Source organism: uncultured Algoriphagus sp., assembly GCF_963974365.1.
In the GTDB taxonomy this organism is placed as follows: Bacteria; Bacteroidota; Bacteroidia; order Cytophagales; family Cyclobacteriaceae; genus Algoriphagus.
On the sequence record NZ_CAXBBX010000006.1, the window covers coordinates 46,663 to 63,261 of the forward strand.

General features: G+C 41.0%; 17 protein-coding genes. 9 read left to right on the plus strand and 8 right to left on the minus strand.

The window, feature by feature from the left end:
* Nucleotides 1-89: 89 nt before the first annotated feature.
* Genes AACZ87_RS09480 through AACZ87_RS09490 form a run of 3 tightly spaced genes read right to left on the minus strand, consistent with a single transcriptional unit; the run spans nucleotide 90 to nucleotide 3,962 of the window.
* Nucleotides 90-1,418, minus strand: a complete 1,329-nt coding sequence (locus AACZ87_RS09480; RefSeq protein ID WP_339866685.1) for a dicarboxylate/amino acid:cation symporter — start codon at nucleotides 1,416-1,418, stop codon at nucleotides 90-92.
* Between the two features lie 10 nt (nucleotides 1,419-1,428).
* Nucleotides 1,429-2,514, minus strand: a complete 1,086-nt coding sequence (gene aroC / locus AACZ87_RS09485) for a chorismate synthase (protein WP_339866686.1) — start codon at nucleotides 2,512-2,514, stop codon at nucleotides 1,429-1,431.
* Nucleotides 2,514-3,962 (minus strand): BatD family protein, encoded by a 1,449-nt coding sequence (locus tag AACZ87_RS09490; RefSeq protein ID WP_339866688.1) that lies wholly within the window; start codon nucleotides 3,960-3,962, stop codon nucleotides 2,514-2,516. The genes aroC and AACZ87_RS09490 overlap by 1 nt, the downstream gene beginning before the upstream one ends.
* A 113-nt stretch (nucleotides 3,963-4,075) precedes the next feature.
* Between AACZ87_RS09490 and AACZ87_RS09495 the strand changes: the two genes are divergently transcribed.
* Complete coding sequence (locus tag AACZ87_RS09495) at nucleotides 4,076-4,264, plus strand: hypothetical protein (RefSeq protein ID WP_283412256.1); 189 nt, start codon at nucleotides 4,076-4,078, stop codon at nucleotides 4,262-4,264.
* A 64-nt stretch (nucleotides 4,265-4,328) separates the two neighbouring features.
* Here the strand turns inward: AACZ87_RS09495 and amt are convergent, their stop codons facing one another.
* Nucleotides 4,329-5,558, minus strand: a complete 1,230-nt coding sequence (amt, locus tag AACZ87_RS09500) for an ammonium transporter (protein WP_339866691.1) — start codon at nucleotides 5,556-5,558, stop codon at nucleotides 4,329-4,331.
* Nucleotides 5,559-5,593: 35 nt separating this feature from the next.
* Nucleotides 5,594-5,932 (minus strand): P-II family nitrogen regulator, encoded by a 339-nt coding sequence (locus AACZ87_RS09505; protein WP_339866693.1) that lies wholly within the window; start codon nucleotides 5,930-5,932, stop codon nucleotides 5,594-5,596.
* Between the two features lie 275 nt (nucleotides 5,933-6,207).
* Between AACZ87_RS09505 and AACZ87_RS09510 the strand changes: the two genes are divergently transcribed.
* Nucleotides 6,208-7,113 carry a sugar phosphate nucleotidyltransferase gene (locus tag AACZ87_RS09510; RefSeq protein WP_339866694.1) on the plus strand — a complete coding sequence of 302 codons (906 nt, stop codon included), beginning with the start codon at nucleotides 6,208-6,210 and terminating at the stop codon, nucleotides 7,111-7,113.
* A gap of 25 nt (nucleotides 7,114-7,138) precedes the next feature.
* Here the strand turns inward: AACZ87_RS09510 and recF are convergent, their stop codons facing one another.
* A complete protein-coding gene (recF, locus tag AACZ87_RS09515; protein ID WP_339866695.1) occupies nucleotides 7,139-8,248 on the minus strand; it encodes a DNA replication and repair protein RecF in 1,110 nt (369 codons plus the stop codon).
* A gap of 92 nt (nucleotides 8,249-8,340) precedes the next feature.
* Between recF and pdhA the strand changes: the two genes are divergently transcribed.
* From pdhA to AACZ87_RS09550, 7 genes are all read left to right on the plus strand, one after another.
* Nucleotides 8,341-9,360, plus strand: coding sequence for a pyruvate dehydrogenase (acetyl-transferring) E1 component subunit alpha (gene pdhA, locus AACZ87_RS09520; protein ID WP_339866696.1), 1,020 nt, complete (start codon nucleotides 8,341-8,343; stop codon nucleotides 9,358-9,360).
* 115 nt (nucleotides 9,361-9,475) lie between these two features.
* A complete protein-coding gene (locus tag AACZ87_RS09525; protein WP_339866697.1) occupies nucleotides 9,476-10,189 on the plus strand; it encodes a tetratricopeptide repeat protein in 714 nt (237 codons plus the stop codon).
* A gap of 84 nt (nucleotides 10,190-10,273) precedes the next feature.
* Nucleotides 10,274-10,750: a 6,7-dimethyl-8-ribityllumazine synthase gene (gene ribH, locus AACZ87_RS09530; RefSeq protein ID WP_339866698.1), complete on the plus strand. Its 477-nt coding sequence runs from the start codon at nucleotides 10,274-10,276 to the stop codon at nucleotides 10,748-10,750.
* Between the two features lie 28 nt (nucleotides 10,751-10,778).
* A complete protein-coding gene (locus AACZ87_RS09535; RefSeq protein WP_339866699.1) occupies nucleotides 10,779-12,098 on the plus strand; it encodes an aspartate kinase in 1,320 nt (439 codons plus the stop codon).
* Between the two features lie 61 nt (nucleotides 12,099-12,159).
* Nucleotides 12,160-12,486: a DUF6787 family protein gene (locus AACZ87_RS09540; RefSeq protein ID WP_339866700.1), complete on the plus strand. Its 327-nt coding sequence runs from the start codon at nucleotides 12,160-12,162 to the stop codon at nucleotides 12,484-12,486.
* Between the two features lie 49 nt (nucleotides 12,487-12,535).
* The gene (locus AACZ87_RS09545) at nucleotides 12,536-12,817 is read left to right on the plus strand and encodes a type II toxin-antitoxin system RelE/ParE family toxin (protein ID WP_339866701.1); all 282 of its coding nucleotides are present in this window, start codon (nucleotides 12,536-12,538) and stop codon (nucleotides 12,815-12,817) included.
* A gap of 4 nt (nucleotides 12,818-12,821) precedes the next feature.
* Entirely contained in the window at nucleotides 12,822-13,124 is a 303-nt protein-coding gene (locus AACZ87_RS09550; RefSeq protein WP_339866703.1) for a HigA family addiction module antitoxin, read from the plus strand.
* A gap of 8 nt (nucleotides 13,125-13,132) precedes the next feature.
* Here AACZ87_RS09550 and recG read toward each other — a convergent pair whose 3' ends face one another.
* Complete coding sequence (recG, locus tag AACZ87_RS09555) at nucleotides 13,133-15,226, minus strand: ATP-dependent DNA helicase RecG (RefSeq protein ID WP_339866704.1); 2,094 nt, start codon at nucleotides 15,224-15,226, stop codon at nucleotides 13,133-13,135.
* Between the two features lie 86 nt (nucleotides 15,227-15,312).
* Nucleotides 15,313-16,377, minus strand: a complete 1,065-nt coding sequence (locus AACZ87_RS09560) for a phosphotransferase (RefSeq protein WP_339866705.1) — start codon at nucleotides 16,375-16,377, stop codon at nucleotides 15,313-15,315.
* Nucleotides 16,378-16,599 lie beyond the last annotated feature (222 nt).

Here is a 16,599-nt window from a genome sequence, read left to right on the forward strand (position 1 = left end):
ATTTTTTAAAATAGAATCCTATCTAACCAAAAGATGGTTCCGTCAAGAATGACGAAACCATCTTTTTATGTAAAACCAAAATTCTATTTCTATTCGTTTGGCGTCAATGGGTTTGATTTTCTAATCAATCCATCCGGCAACTCCCCTTCAGTACTTGCTACAATTGTACACACAGTGGCATCCCCAGTGACATTCACCACTGTTCGGAACATATCCAAAATACGATCCGGAGCAATAATCAATGCGATACCAGCCGCAGGAACACCAATTGATTCCAGTACAATAATCAACATAATCAATCCAGCACCAGGAACACCAGCAGAACCGATTGAAGCAAGCGTAGCGGTTAATACGATCATCAATTGCTGTGTCAAACTCAATTCCATTCCTAAAGCTTGCGCAATAAATACTGCTGCTACCCCTTGGTAAAGGCTAGTCCCATCCATATTCACGGTAGCTCCCAATGGTAGGACGAAGCTGGATATCTCCTCAGAAACCCCTAGCTCTTCCTCCACTTGTTTCATCGTAACAGGAAGTGTAGCAGAACTTGAGCTTGTGGAAAAAGCCAACAATTGCGCCGGTCTAATTGCCTTGAAAAAATCCTTGTATTTCACTTTAGTGAATGCCATCAATATCAATGGATATACAACCAAGATCATGGTAAATAACCCTCCCAATACTACCAAGCTATATTTCAACAAAGCCATTAATAACTGGACTGCAGAATCTGGATTTTCACCGGCAATCTCCACGATTAAGGAAGCCATGAGCGCAAAAACTCCAAAAGGAGCAATCATCATGATGTAATTCACGATCTGGATAATTACATCATTCATTCCGTCGAAAAACGCGATCACAGGAGCCGCTTTACTTTTTTGCACTTGCAAAAGCGCAATTCCTACGAGAATAGCGAAGAAAACAACCTGTAGCATGGCTGCATTGTCAGTTGTCGCTCTAAATACGTTATCAGGAACTATGTCCACTAAAGGTTGCAAAGGGCTTTGTTTCTGAAGTTCAGCAGCTTGACCAACTCTTGATCCCGCATCACCTTCATACAAACTCATTAGATTTTCCCTAGTCTCCGGAGGTAGGCTTTTTCCTGGCTTAAAAACATTCACAAGCAAAAGACCAATTGTCACAGCCAGAACGGTTGTAACCAGATAAGTACCTATCGTCTTTCCACCAATTCTACTCAGCTTGGAAACATCACCCAAGTTTGAAACCCCTACTATCAATGAGGCCAATACCAGAGGTACAGCGATCATTTTCAAGCCATTAATGAAAATCGTCCCAAATGGCTTGATGTAATCAATAGTAACAGAATTGGGGATGGAAGTTTTAATAACTACTAAACCAAAAATCAACCCCAGAACAAGTCCGATGATAATTTGGGTATGTAAGGGTATCTTTTTAAACATAGGAATTGGTTTAGAAGTCTTGCAGTTTATTACTTTTTGCTAACAAAATATAATCAGCTATGACTAATGCAGCCATTGCTTCCACAATCGGTACTGCTCTAGGCACTACACATGGGTCATGGCGTCCTTTTCCGGAAACCACTACTTCTTCTCCAGCCTCATTCACTGATGCCTGATCTGTCATGATAGTTGCTACCGGCTTAAATGCCACATTGAAATAAATATCTTCTCCGTTGGAAATACCGCCTTGGATTCCACCAGAATAATTCGTTTTGGTTTTGACTTTATCTCCTTCTTGGAAAAACACATCATTATGCTTAGAGCCACGCATTTTCACTCCCTCGAAGCCAGATCCGTATTCAAAACCTTTCACAGCATTGATACTCAGCATAGCTTTTCCTAGCTCTGCATGAAGTCTGTCAAATACTGGTTCTCCGATCCCTACTGGAGTATTTTTAATCACACAGCTTACAACACCGCCGATAGTATCACGATCCTTCCGTACCGAATCGATCAATTCAATCATCTCCTCCGCAACAACTGGATCTGGACATCTCACAATATTCTCCTCTGCTTTTGACAAGTCAAGCTCTTCATGGCTTTTATTCAACTTCAAATCACCAACCTGAGATACATAAGCCTGGATAGCAATTCCTTTTGTTTCTAAAAGTTGTTTTGCGATAGCTCCAGCTACTACACGTGCGGCAGTTTCTCTGGCAGAACTTCTCCCACCTCCACGATAATCTCTCAATCCATACTTCTCAAAGTAGGTGAAGTCCGCATGCGAAGGCCGGAATTTGTCTGAGATATGAGAGTAATCCTTACTCTTTTGATCCGAATTATTGATCACTATCCCGATTGGAGTTCCTGTCGTTACTCCTTCAAAAACTCCGGATTTAATCTCAAATTCGTCCTCTTCCTTACGTTGTGTGGTGATTTTGGACTGTCCTGGCTTCCTGCGTTGCATCTCTGCAATAAGTTTTGCCTCATCTATTCTCAGTCCTGCTGGGCACCCTTCAATGATTACCCCTAAAGCTAGCCCATGTGATTCACCGAATGTGGTGATCTTGAATAGCTTCCCAAATGAATTGCCCATTATCTCTTTCTAATTATCAAAACAGCCAGTAATGCCACTGCTATCAGCAACAACACGTTGATTGCGATTGTAAAATAGTATTTATATTTCTCGTTTAAAAACCGATTATCCTCCGTAGAAATGCGGTCGTAAAGCCCTCCTAATCTTTGAGAGGAAATCGCCTGATTTGCTTTACTTTCTCCTACCACGGTTATTTTAGCCTGCGGTCTCAATGTATCATACACCGCACGGTCCGGGTCAAAATAAACCCATTCAAAATTCTTCCCAAGGTCTACTTCTCCTGCTTCGTTGATCGTGATGTAATAATTGAATTCTTTTATTCCTGAAACTCTACCATATCCTCGATTTATCTGCTGTCGGACATTTGGGTCATAGGTATTCAGATTGGCCATTGGAATCCTCTTTGGAGCAGACACCGCATTTATATTTCCCACACCGCTAACACCAAAATTATAATCAAAGCCCTGACCAGTCTCAACTTCTATATTTTTGATATTCTCTCTTAGCTGAAATTGACCAACGCTAACCTCATTTTTCAATGGATGGGGAGGAAGAGGCTTGACCTTAATAGTCTTTGGATTGGAATAGAAAGTCTTGAAGTCCTCTTGCCTATTAGCTCCAAAAAAAGTCGGGTTCTTAGCTATTTTATACTTAATCATCTCCCAAGGAATTCTGGGAATAACTATTTCTCCTTCGGAAAAAGGGAAGAAAGTAGCTTCATATACTTTAAACTTTGTCCATCTTTTACCATTGATGGTCACTTGCTCCGGATCTATGTTGCTGATGTTAAAGTTTTCTTCCCAGGCATTGCTAGGCTTTATTTTCTTCAAAATGTCATCTAGCTGCCTACCTGGTTCATGAAAATTAAAAGGAGCTTGGTTAGATTCAGACATGTAAAATGCTAAACTAACATTAACTCCTTCACCTTGGTAAACCTCTTCTTTATCCACGGATACTGAGAAAAACGCATCATCCTCGAGCTCCACATACTCCGGATCTTCTACTGCAGATCTTCCAAAGAAATCTGCGAAAGGATCAGCAGCGGCATTTCTACCGCCATTAGAGCTTGATGCGTCTCCGACTGTGATTTTTTTGCCCGCTGAAGAATATGCTTGACCATTAATTGAAAGCTCAAAAGATGGTAAAGTAAAATCTCCCTTCTTACTTGGTTTATAGTATTGGATGATGCTATTAGAACTGCTCATCTGTCCATTGATGAGGTTCATCGAGGAAGATTGAGAGATTCCTTGTTTTTGGAAACTTGGTATCTCGGGAAATTGATCGTAAGATTTGATTTTCTCGTTGCTGAGAGTTACTTTGATAGTGAATGTTTCATTCAAACCGATCTCAGCAGGTCCAAGCTCAATCTGAACATCTTGAGCCACAGCCAATCCAGAAAATAGGAACAGGCCACATACGAAAATGAATCGGGCAAGCGTTTTAATCATGGTTGCGAAAATAGGGAATATTCTACTCTTTGATTTCTAAAATAACGCAACATATGGAGAAATGCCTCCGTATTGAAACTTAAAATCAGTTAAAACCTTAAACTCTTTAGACTATGATCGAATATGTGAAGACTATCTTACAAAAGGTCAGCTTTTCAAAATATTTGTTTGAACGTGAGCTGAGAAAAGGATTAAGATTAATTTCACCCACAGAAATTCAGGAATTCAAAGACTGGTGCTACCAGATGTTTGGTAAAATCCACCATGTGATTCTCAATAGATATTTCGAGCCAGCATATTAAACTAAAAGCCCCGACCAAAATTTGGATCGGGGCTTTTTCATTTATGGTAGTTGGTTGTCTTTAATTAATCTTTTGTCGCAAAATCCGGATATGCACGCATGCTGTGTTCGTTAATATCCAAACCTTCCGTTTCTTCAGCCTCATCCACTCGGATTCCAATGGTTTTTTTCATCACAAAGAATATCACACCTGCGAAAATCACACAGAACACTCCCACAGCAACCACTCCTATCAACTGAGAAACAAACTGACCTACGCCAGCAAGATCTCCGAAAATACCAACTGCTAAAGTACCCCAGATACCGCCTACTAAGTGAACTGAAATTGCTCCAACTGGATCATCAATTTTGATTTTGTCAAAGAATACAACTGCAAGGACAATTAATCCACCACCGATCAGGCCAATAATAATTGAAGAATTGACGCCCATTTGGTCAGCACCAGCAGTGATTCCCACTAAGCCTGCCAAAATACCGTTCAATACCATCGTGATATCGTAGGTTTTAAACATTAAATAGGAAACGATCAATGCACCAAAAGCGCCAGCAGCTGCGGCCATAGAAGTAGTTACAAATACTTTGGAAACCAATCCAGGATCGGCGCTAAGCACTGATCCGCCATTGAAACCAAACCATCCAAACCACAGCAAGAACACGCCAAGCGTAGCTAGTGGAATATTGTGACCAGGAATCGCAGTCATACCTCTAGAAGTATATTTTCCGATTCTTGGGCCTAAAAGTGCAGCTCCAATTAATGCTCCCCAGCCTCCTACAGAGTGGACAATCGTAGATCCAGCAAAATCATAGAACGGTGTTTCCAACGTATTAAGGAATCCTCCGCCCCATTTCCACATCCCTACGATAGGATAACAAATCCCTACATATAAGAAGGAGAAAAAGATGAATGGCCCAAGCTTCACTCGCTCAGCTACAGCACCAGAAACAATCGTTGCAGCCGTAGCAGCAAACATTGCCTGGAAAATAAAATCTGTAAAGAAAGTATAACCTGCGTTGTACTCACTAGTATCCCAGCCTTCTGGAAGGCTAAGACCAAAACCTGCAAATCCAAAGAAGGAACCTGCATATTCTGCACCTGGATACATTAAGTTGAAACCTACAAAGGCGTAAGTCAAAAGCCCAATCGCTGGGATAATAGTGTTTTTGAATAGAATGTTAACGGTATTTTTTGAGCGTGTAAGCCCAGCTTCCAAGCTGGCAAAGCCCAAGTGCATGATGAAAACCATTGTGGTGGCGATCATCATCCATAAATTATTGACGGTAAATAAGTCCTGCATTTTTTTGAATAGGTTCGATGATTGAATGAATAAGATTAGAGTGCCTGCTCGCCAGTGTCTGTATTTCTGACACGGTAGGCTTCCAATACGTCATAGACGAAGATTTTCCCATCACCTACCTGACCCGTCTTGCCTTCAGTAAGAATGCAGTTAATCACAGGTTCCACTAATTCTTCTACAGTGACTATTTCGATTTTAGTCCTTGGAATGTATGCCGGCTCATAAGGAACACCACGGTACATTTCAAGTCTGGCATGCTCCAGGCCCATGCCTTTCACTTCATAAAATGTTAGAAACTTCACCCCAAGCGCTGCCACACAACTGTGGATCTGGTCAAAGCGGGAAGTTCTGATAATCGCTTCAATTTTTTTCATTTTTTCAATGGGTCATGGTTTTTTGAGATTATGGCATAAAACTAAACAGAAAATTAAAATAATTGATATATAGGGTAAAATTTTACCCATAGTTTCTATTCAATACAGTTTTGATTTAAAATTTCAGTATTAAAAAATCCTTATTTTCCAAAAATCTCCTACCTCCTTCAATTTATTAGTTCTTTTGAAAACCAAAGGCTATTTGCAAAACTGCATAGTTCTCTTGTCGTCCTGACATAAAAACTTATTTTTGCCAACGATTTATTAAACCTACTATGAACCAGAGACCAACACTTTTATTACTTGCAGCAGGAATGGGAAGCCGATATGGTGGAAATAAGCAAATCGATGGATTTGGCCCAAACGGAGAGACTATTCTTGAATATTCCATTTTTGATGCTATTAGAGCCGGCTTCGGCAAAGTTGTCTTTATCGTGCGGGAAGAAATTCTTGAAGTAGCAAAGGAGAAATTCCTCCCGAAACTGGAAGGTAAAATCGAAGTTGACTTTGTGATTCAGTCACTTGATAGCTTTGTGCCTGCCGAATTGAAGCAAGCAGATCGCAAGAAGCCATTCGGAACAGCTCATGCTATGCTCTGTGCCAAAGATGTAATCAAAGAGCCTTTTGCGGTGATCAACGCAGATGATTTTTATGGAAAAGAAGCTTTTGAAGCGATCGGGAAATTTCTCACAACTGAAGTCAAGTCCGACCTTCATGCAATGGTTGGGTATGCTGTTCAAAATGTACTTTCTGAAAACGGCACTGTAAGTCGAGGTGTCTGCGAAACCAATGAAAAAGGTCATCTAATCGGAATGGTAGAAAGAACTTCTATTGCTCGCGAAAACGGAAAAATCCTAAGTAAAGGAGAAGACGATGTTTTGGAAATCGCTGAAGGAACTCCAGTAAGTATGAACTTCTGGGGCTTCCATCAAGATGTTTTTGCTGACATCGAGAAGATGTGGAATGAGTTTCTTCCTGCAAATCGCGAAAACCTGAAATCTGAATTCTACATTCCTACGGTAGCTAATAATCTCATTCAAGCAGATGAAGCTGCCTTTGACATCTTAGAAGGTGGGAAAACTTGGTTTGGTGTCACCTACACAGAGGATAAACCTGTGGTGATCGATTCACTTAAGAAACTACATGATGCTGGAGAATATCCAGCTGAGTTATGGAAATAAGATAAAGGAGCTTCGGCTCCTTTTTTTATGTCTCGATAGAAACAACTCCTTCTTTCAACGAAAAGAAAGAAACTGCAGAATCCAACTTTGAAAGTATCTTCTTTGACCTTTCAGGTCGCGCATCGGTCAAAAATATCTGCCCAAAGGTATGCTGAGATATTAGCTGCATCATTTGGGCAATCCTCAGATCATCTAGCTTATCAAAGATATCATCCAGTAGCAGAATTGGCTTTTCACCCTTCTCTTTTTCGAAAATCTGGAATTGAGCAAGCTTCAGGGCTATGATGTATGATTTCTGCTGTCCTTGGCTACCGATCTTTCGAATAGGGTGCTCACCAATCATAAAGCCAAAATCATCTTTATGAATTCCTGCATTACTGTTTTTGGTGATCAGGTCTTTTTTCCGAAGGCTTTTGAAATAATCTTCGAAGTCCGGTCGCAAAGCTTCGGTTTCATAAATCACACTAACCAATTCCTGTCCTTGGGAAATTTCGGAATAATGACTTTGTAATAAGGGAGCCATTTCCGCCAGAAGCTCATTTCTTCTAGCAGCAAGGACAATACTTAGTTCAATTAACTCAGAATCGTAATTGTCCAAAAGTGTCAAATCACGTCTTCCAGTTTCGGCAAACTTCTTCAGCAAGGCATTTCGCTGCTTTAAAAAATGATGGTATCTAATCAATTGATCGAGGTAGGTATGATCAAGCTGCGAAATCAATCCATCAAAAAACTTTCTGCGTCCGTCGCTTCCACCTTTGATCAACTCCGTGTCATCAGGAGCTATGAGGACCAAAGGAATCAGACCTACATGCTCCGAAGTTTTGGCAAGTGCCTTTCCATTTTGATAAATCTGCTTCTTTTTCCCCAATTCTACCGTGCATCTCACCTCCAACTGCTTTTCTTCTGCCAGTTCAAATTGCCCCTTGATCGCAAAGAAATCTTTCTCATGCTGCACATTCAGACTATCGCTGGATTGCACGGCGCTTTTGGTCAAAGACAGATAGTGTATCCCATCCAGCACATTGGTTTTTCCACTTCCATTCAAGCCTACAAAGCAATTGATCTCGCTGGAAAATTGGAGTCGGGTCTTCTCATGGTTTTTAAATTGTAAGAGTTCGAGAGACTTCAGGTGCATGAGATTGGGTAATTATTTCGAAGGGAGCCTGTTATTTAGGGCGGGATGATTATATTTGGATCCTAAAATTAGCATATTTTCATCATTACGATATGGCAAAGAAAACTGCAGCGACTAAGTCTAAAGTAAAATATTCAAAAGAAACTTATACCTTTTGGTACGAGAGCATGCTCTTAATGAGGAGGTTCGAGGAGAAAGCTGGACAACTTTACGGTCAGCAAAAAATCAGAGGATTCTGTCATTTATATATCGGTCAGGAAGCATGTGCTTCTGGAGCTATTTCAGCTTTGACCCCAGACGACAAGTGGATCACAGCTTATCGTTGTCACGCTCACCCACTTGGATTGGGTACTGATCCAGGTGCTGTAATGGCTGAGCTTTTCGGTAAAGCAACGGGTACTACCAAAGGAAAAGGTGGTTCCATGCACATTTTCGATAAAGAGAAAAACTTTATGGGAGGTCACGGAATCGTAGGAGCACAAATTCCTATGGGGCTTGGAATGGGCTTCGCGGAAAAATATAAAGGCACCAAAAACCTAGCAATTTGCTACATGGGCGATGGTGCTGTACGTCAAGGTGCTTTTCACGAAGCATTGAATTTGGCTATGCTTTACAAGACTCCTGTGATTTTCGTCATTGAAAACAATGGCTATGCAATGGGCACTGCTGTAAAGAGATCATCCAACGTTGAGGATCTTTCTACCTTGGGAGAATCTTATGACATGCCATCATTCGCAGTGGATGGAATGAACGTCGAAGCAGTTCACGAAGCAGTAGCTGAAGCTGCTGATAGAGCAAGAAGAGGCGATGGGCCGACCTTGCTTGAAATGAGAACTTACAGATACAAAGGACACTCGATGTCTGATCCTCAGAAATACAGAACCAAAGAGGAAGTAGAAGAATACAAGCAGCGTGATCCAATGGAGCAAGTGCTTGCTACCATCAAAGAAAATAATATTCTTACAGAAGAAGAGATAGAAGAAATCGTAAAAGGCGTAAAACAAAAAGTAACCGATGCGGTGAAATTCGCTGAAGAATCCCCTTGGCCTGACGGACAGGATGCTTTCAAGGATGTTTACATCCAGGAAGACTATCCATTTGTAATGGAATAAATCAATAATTACATAACCACTTAAAAGCCATGAAGACAGAAAGCTTTCATGGCTTTTTTATTGGGCTTTGTAGAAATTATAAAAACCGTATATTTGCGGCTGAAATTTGAGTAGCATGGCAACGAAACAAACTAAAAGAGTACACCCAGACCACCACAATGATCTTTTGGAAGATCCTTCCGAGATAGCATCAAGATTAGGTAAAGGTGAGGCTTTTTTAAAGCAGAATAGTAAGGTACTAGCTGGCGTATTGATCGCAGCAGTGATTTTGATCGGTGGAATTCTATTTTTCCAAATCAATAATCAAAACCAAAATGAGAAAGCACAGAAGGAAATGTTCCAGGCAGTGTATTTCTTCGAACAAGACAGTGTACAACTTGCTTTAGAAGGTGACGGTATTAATGCTGGCTTACTTAACATTGTAGATGACTACCCAAGAACAGATGCAGCAAATCTTGCACATTTCTACATTGGCTCTATCTACCTTTCTGAGAGAAAATACGAAGAAGCAATTACAGAATTGGAGCAATTCTCAGCAGATGATTTCTTGGTACAGGCTAAAGCTTATTCTCTAATCGGAGATGCAAATATGGAGCTTGGCAATACTGATAAGGCTATCGCTAATTACAAAAAAGCGGCTGAATACGATGAAAATAAGTATTTCACACCTAAGTATTTGACTAAATTGGCTATCGCATACGAAGCTGCAGGCAACATTCCTGAAGCAATTGCTGCCTATGGTGAGATCGAAGACAAGTATTTCGAGTCTTTCGAATTTTCTTCAGCACGAAAACATAAAGCTCGCTTAGAAGGTCTTGCCTCTAAGTAATGCTTTTTCTATAGCATACTAGAAGAGTAAGGCCCTGCGGTCTTACTCTTTTTTTGTTTACAACACTTTATAAAGAACCTATCAATGGCAACTTCACTTAAAAGCCTTAGTGCACATTCCCCCAAAAACGTTCAGGACATCAGCGATAAAACATTTGGAATCATCGTATCCGAATGGAACGAAGACGTAACTGAAGCACTCTATTCTGGTGCTTATCAGACTCTTATCGAAAACGGAGCGAAAAAAGAAAATATTATCCGCAAGAATGTCCCTGGTTCATTTGAGCTTACTCTTGCTGCTCAATGGCTAGCTCAGGAAGAAAGCATTGATGCAGTAATCTGTCTCGGATGCGTAATCCAAGGTGAGACTAAGCATTTTGATTTTATTTGTGACGCGGTTGCTCATGGTATTACCAATGTGAGTTTGAAATACAATAAGCCAGTGATTTTTGGAGTATTGACCCCAAATACTCAGCAGCAAGCCATGGATCGTGCTGGAGGAAAGCATGGTAACAAAGGCGACGAAGCGGCTATCACCGCTGTCAAAATGCTTGGATTCTAAGACAAAAACCTATTAACCTTTTAAGTATATGAAAATCATGAAATTTGGAGGCACCTCTGTGGGCCGTCCAGAACGCATGCATCAGGTAAAAGACCTGATCACCCGTGGTGATGAATCGAAAATCGTAGTTCTTTCTGCTCTTTCTGGCACAACCAATTCGTTGGTAAGTATCGGAGAGGCTCTGGCTTCAGCTGATAAAGTGCTGGCTAAATCAAGGATAGATGAGCTTCATGCACATTACAATGACTTTTATCCAAAACTGGTAAAGACCGAAGCTGCACGAGAAAAGGCTCAGGAAATCATCAAGGAGCATTTTGAGTTTTTGAATATCCTTTTGAGAATCTCTTTTAATGAGGCAATCAATCGCGACATTCTAGCACAAGGCGAATTGCTTTCTACGAAGCTATTTCATACCCTTTTGGAAGAACTGGAAATTCCTGCCGTTTTCCTTTCTGCACTTGACTTCATGAGTATTGATGAAAATGCAGAGCCAGAACTTCAAAAAATCTCAGACCGATTGAAGGCGATACTTGCCCAGCATCCAGACGACACGATCTTCATCACCCAAGGTTTTATCTGCAAAAACCACCTGAATGAAGTGGATAACCTGAAGCGTGGCGGATCGGATTACACTGCTTCTTTGGTTGCTGCCGCAATTCAAGCTACAGCCTGCGAGATCTGGACGGATATCGACGGAATGCATAATAACGATCCTAGGATTGTTGATAAAACGCGCCCAATCGCTGAAATGTCCTTCGACGAAGCTGCCGAGCTTGCTTATTTTGGAGCCAAAATTCTTCATCCGGCATCTATCTGGCCTGCTCAACAATTTAACGTACCGGTGAAATTGCTCAACACCATGCAACCGGAAGCTCACGGAACATTGATCAAAGCTGAAGTGGATTCGGTTGGTGTAAAAGCTATCGCAGCCAAAGACGGTATCACAGCTATCAAAATTAAATCCAGCCGAATGCTTTTGGCTTATGGTTTCCTGAGAAAGGTATTTGAGATTTTTGAAAAATATAAAACTCCAATCGATATGATCACTACATCTGAGGTGGCAGTATCGGTAACTATTGACGATTTAAGTCACCTGGACCATATTTTAGAAGAACTGGGTACATTCTGTAGCGTGGAGGTTGATAGAGACCAGACTATCATCTGTATCGTGGGCAATATGGTTTCGGAAAGCAAAGGTGCTATCCAATCCGTAATTGATTCGCTGATAGAATATCCTGTTAGAATGGTATCCTTTGGTGGTAGCCGCCATAACGTTTCAGTTTTGGTAGACTCAAAATTCAAAAAAGAAGCACTTCAAAGTCTCAATCAAGACTTATTTACTTGGTAAAAATGATAGCCGGCCTAGCGCCGGCTATTTTATTTAGACTGATTCTTTTTACTTTTGGGTGATGTCAGCGGAAAACGATAAACCAGGCTTTCTTCAGCGCCTTCAATCCAAATGGAAATTGGACAGCCTCCTTCAGGTCGTTTTAGTTTTGGTTGTTTTTGCCTGCACCGGATTCACCATACTTTTTATCAAGAATCCAATCCTTGACTTCTTCGGTGTAGAAAAAGGCGGTTTAGTCAATACCCTTTTATATCTCTTACTGGTACTTCCCCTTTATCAAATATTTCTTCTGATTTATGGCTTTATTTTCGGCCAGTTTAAATTCTTCTGGGAAAAAGAGAAGCAGATTTTCAGAAGAATAGGTGGATTGTTTTCTAAAAAGAAGTAAAAGCCAAAATAACTTTTACTAACTTATCACGTTAGTAAAACGAACACATATGATTCTATCATTTGGATCAAAAGAAACTGAAAAGATTTGGGATGGTATCAGAGTGAAAAAACTCCCTCCAGACATTCAGCAAATTTGTCGTAGAAAATTAAGAATGCTGAACAACTCTCAAGAAATTGGAGATTTGCTTATACCTCCTTCCAATCGGTTAGAAAAACTAGCGGGGAATTTAGCCGGATATTATAGCATTCGAATAAACATACATTGGCGAATAATTTTTAAATGGGAAAACGGAAACTCAACACAAGTAGAAATAGTAGATTATCATTAACACCATGGAAAAATTAGCAAACATACACCCGGGAGAAGTATTGAATTTGGAGTTTTTGGAGCCGTTAAATATCACTGCTTATCGATTATCTAAAGACCTAAACATTCCTCAAACCAGAATTTCAGAGATTATAAAAGGCAATCGCCGGATCACTGCAGATACAGCTCTCAGACTGAGTAAATATTTTGGAAATTCAGCTAAATTCTGGCTTGGACTACAAAACGACTATGATATCGAAGAAGAAGGTTTGCAAAAAGAGAAAGACCTCAATAAAATAAAGCACTTCGAAGAAAAGGATGTCGCGTAGTTTGCAAATCAAGAAATCCTACTCCAGTTTACAGCCGTTTTCTTCTGTTGCTTAATTTGTCTAAGAATCGGAGCATTTTCTGGCTGAGTCAATTCTGGGTCATTAACCAATAGCTGCTGGGCCGCATCCCTTGCCAAAGTCAAAATCGGAGCATCTTTACTTAGATCAGCAATCAACAAATCGGTGATTCCACTTTGCTGAGTCCCCATCAGATCTCCCGGTCCGCGTAATCGCAAATCCACATCAGCGATCTCAAACCCGTCATTGGTACGAACCATTGTTTCCAATCGCACCCGGGAATCTTTAGAAAGCTCATACTTGCTCATCAGAATGCAATAACTCTGCTCAGCACCTCTTCCCACTCTTCCGCGCAACTGATGCAACTGAGATAGCCCAAAACGCTCTGCATTCTCAATGATCATCACCGAAGCATTGGGCACATTCACTCCCACCTCAATTACCGTTGTTGCCACCATGATCTTCGTTTCACCTTTCACGAAGCGCTGCATCTCGTATTCCTTCGCATCAGCCTTCATACTTCCGTTCACGATGCTAATTGGATAATTGGGGAATGCACGGGAGATACTTTCAAAGCCATCCATGACATTTTTCAAATCCATCTTTTCGGACTCTTCGATCAGCGGGTAAACGATATAAACTTGCCTTCCTTTTTTGATTTCTTGATTAATAAAACCAAAGACCTTCAAGCGATCCTTATCATAGCGATGCACAGTCTGAATCGGCTTTCTTCCCGCCGGCATCTCATCGATCACGGACACATCCAAATCCCCGTAAAGTGTCATCGCCAGCGTCCTTGGAATTGGGGTCGCCGTCATGACCAATACGTGAGGAATAAACTCTTCATTTTTAGCCCAAAGCTTAGCTCTTTGCGCTACACCAAAACGATGCTGCTCGTCGACGATTGCCAAAGCCAGGTTTTGGAATTGAACCACATCTTCTAAAAGTGCATGCGTTCCAATCAGTATCTTGAGTTCACCGGAAAGCAGTTCCTCGTGAATGATTTTTCGGGCAGATTTCTTGGTCGAGCCTGTGAGCAAAGCAATTTTTAGCCCCATCATATCAGCGAATTCCTTCAAACCAGCATAATGCTGTGTCGCCAGAATCTCCGTAGGAGCCATCAAGCAAGCCTGAGCCCCAGAACTGATCGCAATCAACGCGCAAATAAACGCAACCATCGTTTTACCACTTCCCACGTCTCCTTGGATCAGGCGATTCATCTGCTTGCCTGACTTCATATCCCCGTATGATTCGCGAACAACCCGTTTCTGGGCATTGGTGAGCTCGAAAGGAATGTGGTTGGTATAAAACTCGGTGAGTAATTCTGTATTGTTCAGTATCTGTCCACGAAACTTCTCAGTCCGGGCTACCTTCAGCATTAAAAGTCGAAGTTGCAAATAGAAAAACTCCTCGAATTTTAAACGCTTTCTAGCTCGCTGAAGTAGGTTTGGCTCAGTAGGAAAGTGAATCTGCCGAATAGCCTCCTTCTTCCCAATAAGTTGATATTGCTGCAAAATCTCCCCAGAAATCGTCTCCTGAATATGTGGAAAGCAAACCTGAACCAACTGCTCCATGATTTTGGAAATACCTTTGGAATCCAAAAATCTGGCTCTCAGCTTTTCCGTAGTAGAATAAACGGGCTGGAAATTATTTCTCTTTTCGTTAGCTGAGGTAAGCGGCTCCATCTCGGGATGTGCGATACTCCACTTTCTTCCGAACTGGGCAGGTTTTCCCAGAAAAACATAAACTGCGCCTGGTACAATATTCTTTTGAACCCATGCAATTCCTTTGAACCAAGTCATTTCCATTTCCCCAGTTTCATCCGCCACATGAGCCACCAGTCGCTTTTTATTGCCCATCCCTACGAGCTCCAACTTTCGGACTTTTGCAATAACCTGCACTGATTCCATCTCAGAATGCAACTCCCGAATCTTGAAAAACTTCGTTCTGTCCTCGTATCGAAAAGGATAATGCTGTAGCAATTCACTGAAGGTGAAAATATTCAACTCCTTGTTGATCAGAGCGGCACGCTGCGGGCCAACTCCTTTGAGAAACTCTATCTTGGTGTCAAAAAATCCGGACAAGGAAAATTGATTTTTGGGTTAGGACAAATTAAACCCACTCAGTCCAATTGCCAATAAAAAATGACCGGAATTGTCAGAATACAATTTTAGGATTGTGTGACAGCCTTCCAGATTTTCTCTATTTCAACCTTATTTTCCTGAAGACTTTGCAGTAAAAGCATTTGGTTTTTTGCCCGGTGAAAATTCTGTTCAGGATATTCCACTTTATAATATACATTACCTTGGAGGTGGTCAGTGAAAAAGCGAAGGCCCATAATGCATATCATTACTTCCCCTGCCAGAAGCAAGGATTTAGCTTCATCTTCTGTAGCCAAGGATTTGACACCTTCCCAGTAGCCTTTAAGTAATTGCTCGAAAACAGGGATTTCAAGTTTAATCTCATTCCAATTCCGACTGGTTTCCGATACAGAACATGCCACTGTTCGTACCAAATCCCCAAAATCATACATCAAGTACCCGCTCATCAAGGTATCCAGATCGACTACAGCTTCCACTTTTTGAAGATCATGGGAAAAAATCAGATTGTTGATTTTTGTATCGTTGTGGGTAAGTCGCTGAGGAAGGATCGCTTTGAATTCTTGATATGATTCAATCAATTTCTTTTGACTCAAGTAAAAATCCAATACCAGCTGATCTTCTTTTGAAAGGGATTTTATTCCTGCAGCAACTTCTTCCAGCTTTGCGAAGCGCAGATCCAAACGATGGAAGTTTGGGATGCATTCCTGCAACTGGCTGGTATCTATGCCTTTTCCCCATTCCGCAAATACTCCATAAGCTTTTGCTGCCAAGTAGGCTTGGTCTAGCCCAGAGATTTCTTGGATAGTCTGCCCTGACACGAATTCAAACAAGCGGAAAAGACGGCCGTGCACCGTCGTGATTAACTTATTATTTGAATTTAATATGGGCAAAGGAAGCTGAAATGGAAGAAAAGTATCATTTCCCTGAGATTTGATTAAGCGCTGATTATGGGAAATACGCTCCGGAAATTGAAACACTCCATTGTTGAATTCCTGCAAAATGAATTTCGCATCGCCAGACTCAATCAAATATGTGCCGTGTATCAAACCAGCACCAAATGCCTGAAATTCAAAATTCTCAAAAGAATTAAAAGTATAATTGGCCAGAATGCTAGCGATGTCTTCCTTAATCATGGCCCAAAGCTATAGTATCGTATCCAATTCAGAATTATCAGAAAGAGAAAAATCTCTCCAAAAGTGAGATTATACCCATCTATATCTCATTGTTGACACAAATGGATTTTCTTACTAAAAGTAAAAGCACATTTTATATTGCAGAAGAGCCGACTTGCCAAAATTCTGTGTAATCTTCGGTAAAGTCTTTTCCTGTTTGATAGAAAATAAATACATTAGCAA

Excerpts from the sequence above, each read along its gene's own strand:
- AACZ87_RS09550 (WP_339866703.1), top strand. The coding sequence starts at position 12,822 with ATGGAAAAATTAGCAAACATACACCCGGGAGAAGTATTGAATTTGGAG.
- AACZ87_RS09480 (WP_339866685.1), bottom strand. The coding sequence starts at position 1,418 with ATGTTTAAAAAGATACCCTTACATACCCAAATTATCATCGGACTTGTT.
- pdhA (WP_339866696.1), top strand. The coding sequence starts at position 8,341 with ATGGCAAAGAAAACTGCAGCGACTAAGTCTAAAGTAAAATATTCAAAA.
- AACZ87_RS09560 (WP_339866705.1), bottom strand. The coding sequence starts at position 16,377 with ATGATTAAGGAAGACATCGCTAGCATTCTGGCCAATTATACTTTTAAT.
- AACZ87_RS09535 (WP_339866699.1), top strand. The coding sequence starts at position 10,779 with ATGAAAATCATGAAATTTGGAGGCACCTCTGTGGGCCGTCCAGAACGC.
- ribH (WP_339866698.1), top strand. The coding sequence starts at position 10,274 with ATGGCAACTTCACTTAAAAGCCTTAGTGCACATTCCCCCAAAAACGTT.
- AACZ87_RS09510 (WP_339866694.1), top strand. The coding sequence starts at position 6,208 with ATGAACCAGAGACCAACACTTTTATTACTTGCAGCAGGAATGGGAAGC.
- aroC (WP_339866686.1), bottom strand. The coding sequence starts at position 2,514 with ATGGGCAATTCATTTGGGAAGCTATTCAAGATCACCACATTCGGTGAA.
- AACZ87_RS09545 (WP_339866701.1), top strand. The coding sequence starts at position 12,536 with ATGATTCTATCATTTGGATCAAAAGAAACTGAAAAGATTTGGGATGGT.
- amt (WP_339866691.1), bottom strand. The coding sequence starts at position 5,558 with ATGCAGGACTTATTTACCGTCAATAATTTATGGATGATGATCGCCACC.
- AACZ87_RS09525 (WP_339866697.1), top strand. The coding sequence starts at position 9,476 with ATGGCAACGAAACAAACTAAAAGAGTACACCCAGACCACCACAATGAT.
- AACZ87_RS09495 (WP_283412256.1), top strand. The coding sequence starts at position 4,076 with ATGATCGAATATGTGAAGACTATCTTACAAAAGGTCAGCTTTTCAAAA.
- recF (WP_339866695.1), bottom strand. The coding sequence starts at position 8,248 with ATGCACCTGAAGTCTCTCGAACTCTTACAATTTAAAAACCATGAGAAG.
- AACZ87_RS09505 (WP_339866693.1), bottom strand. The coding sequence starts at position 5,932 with ATGAAAAAAATTGAAGCGATTATCAGAACTTCCCGCTTTGACCAGATC.
- AACZ87_RS09540 (WP_339866700.1), top strand. The coding sequence starts at position 12,160 with ATGTCAGCGGAAAACGATAAACCAGGCTTTCTTCAGCGCCTTCAATCC.
- AACZ87_RS09490 (WP_339866688.1), bottom strand. The coding sequence starts at position 3,962 with ATGATTAAAACGCTTGCCCGATTCATTTTCGTATGTGGCCTGTTCCTA.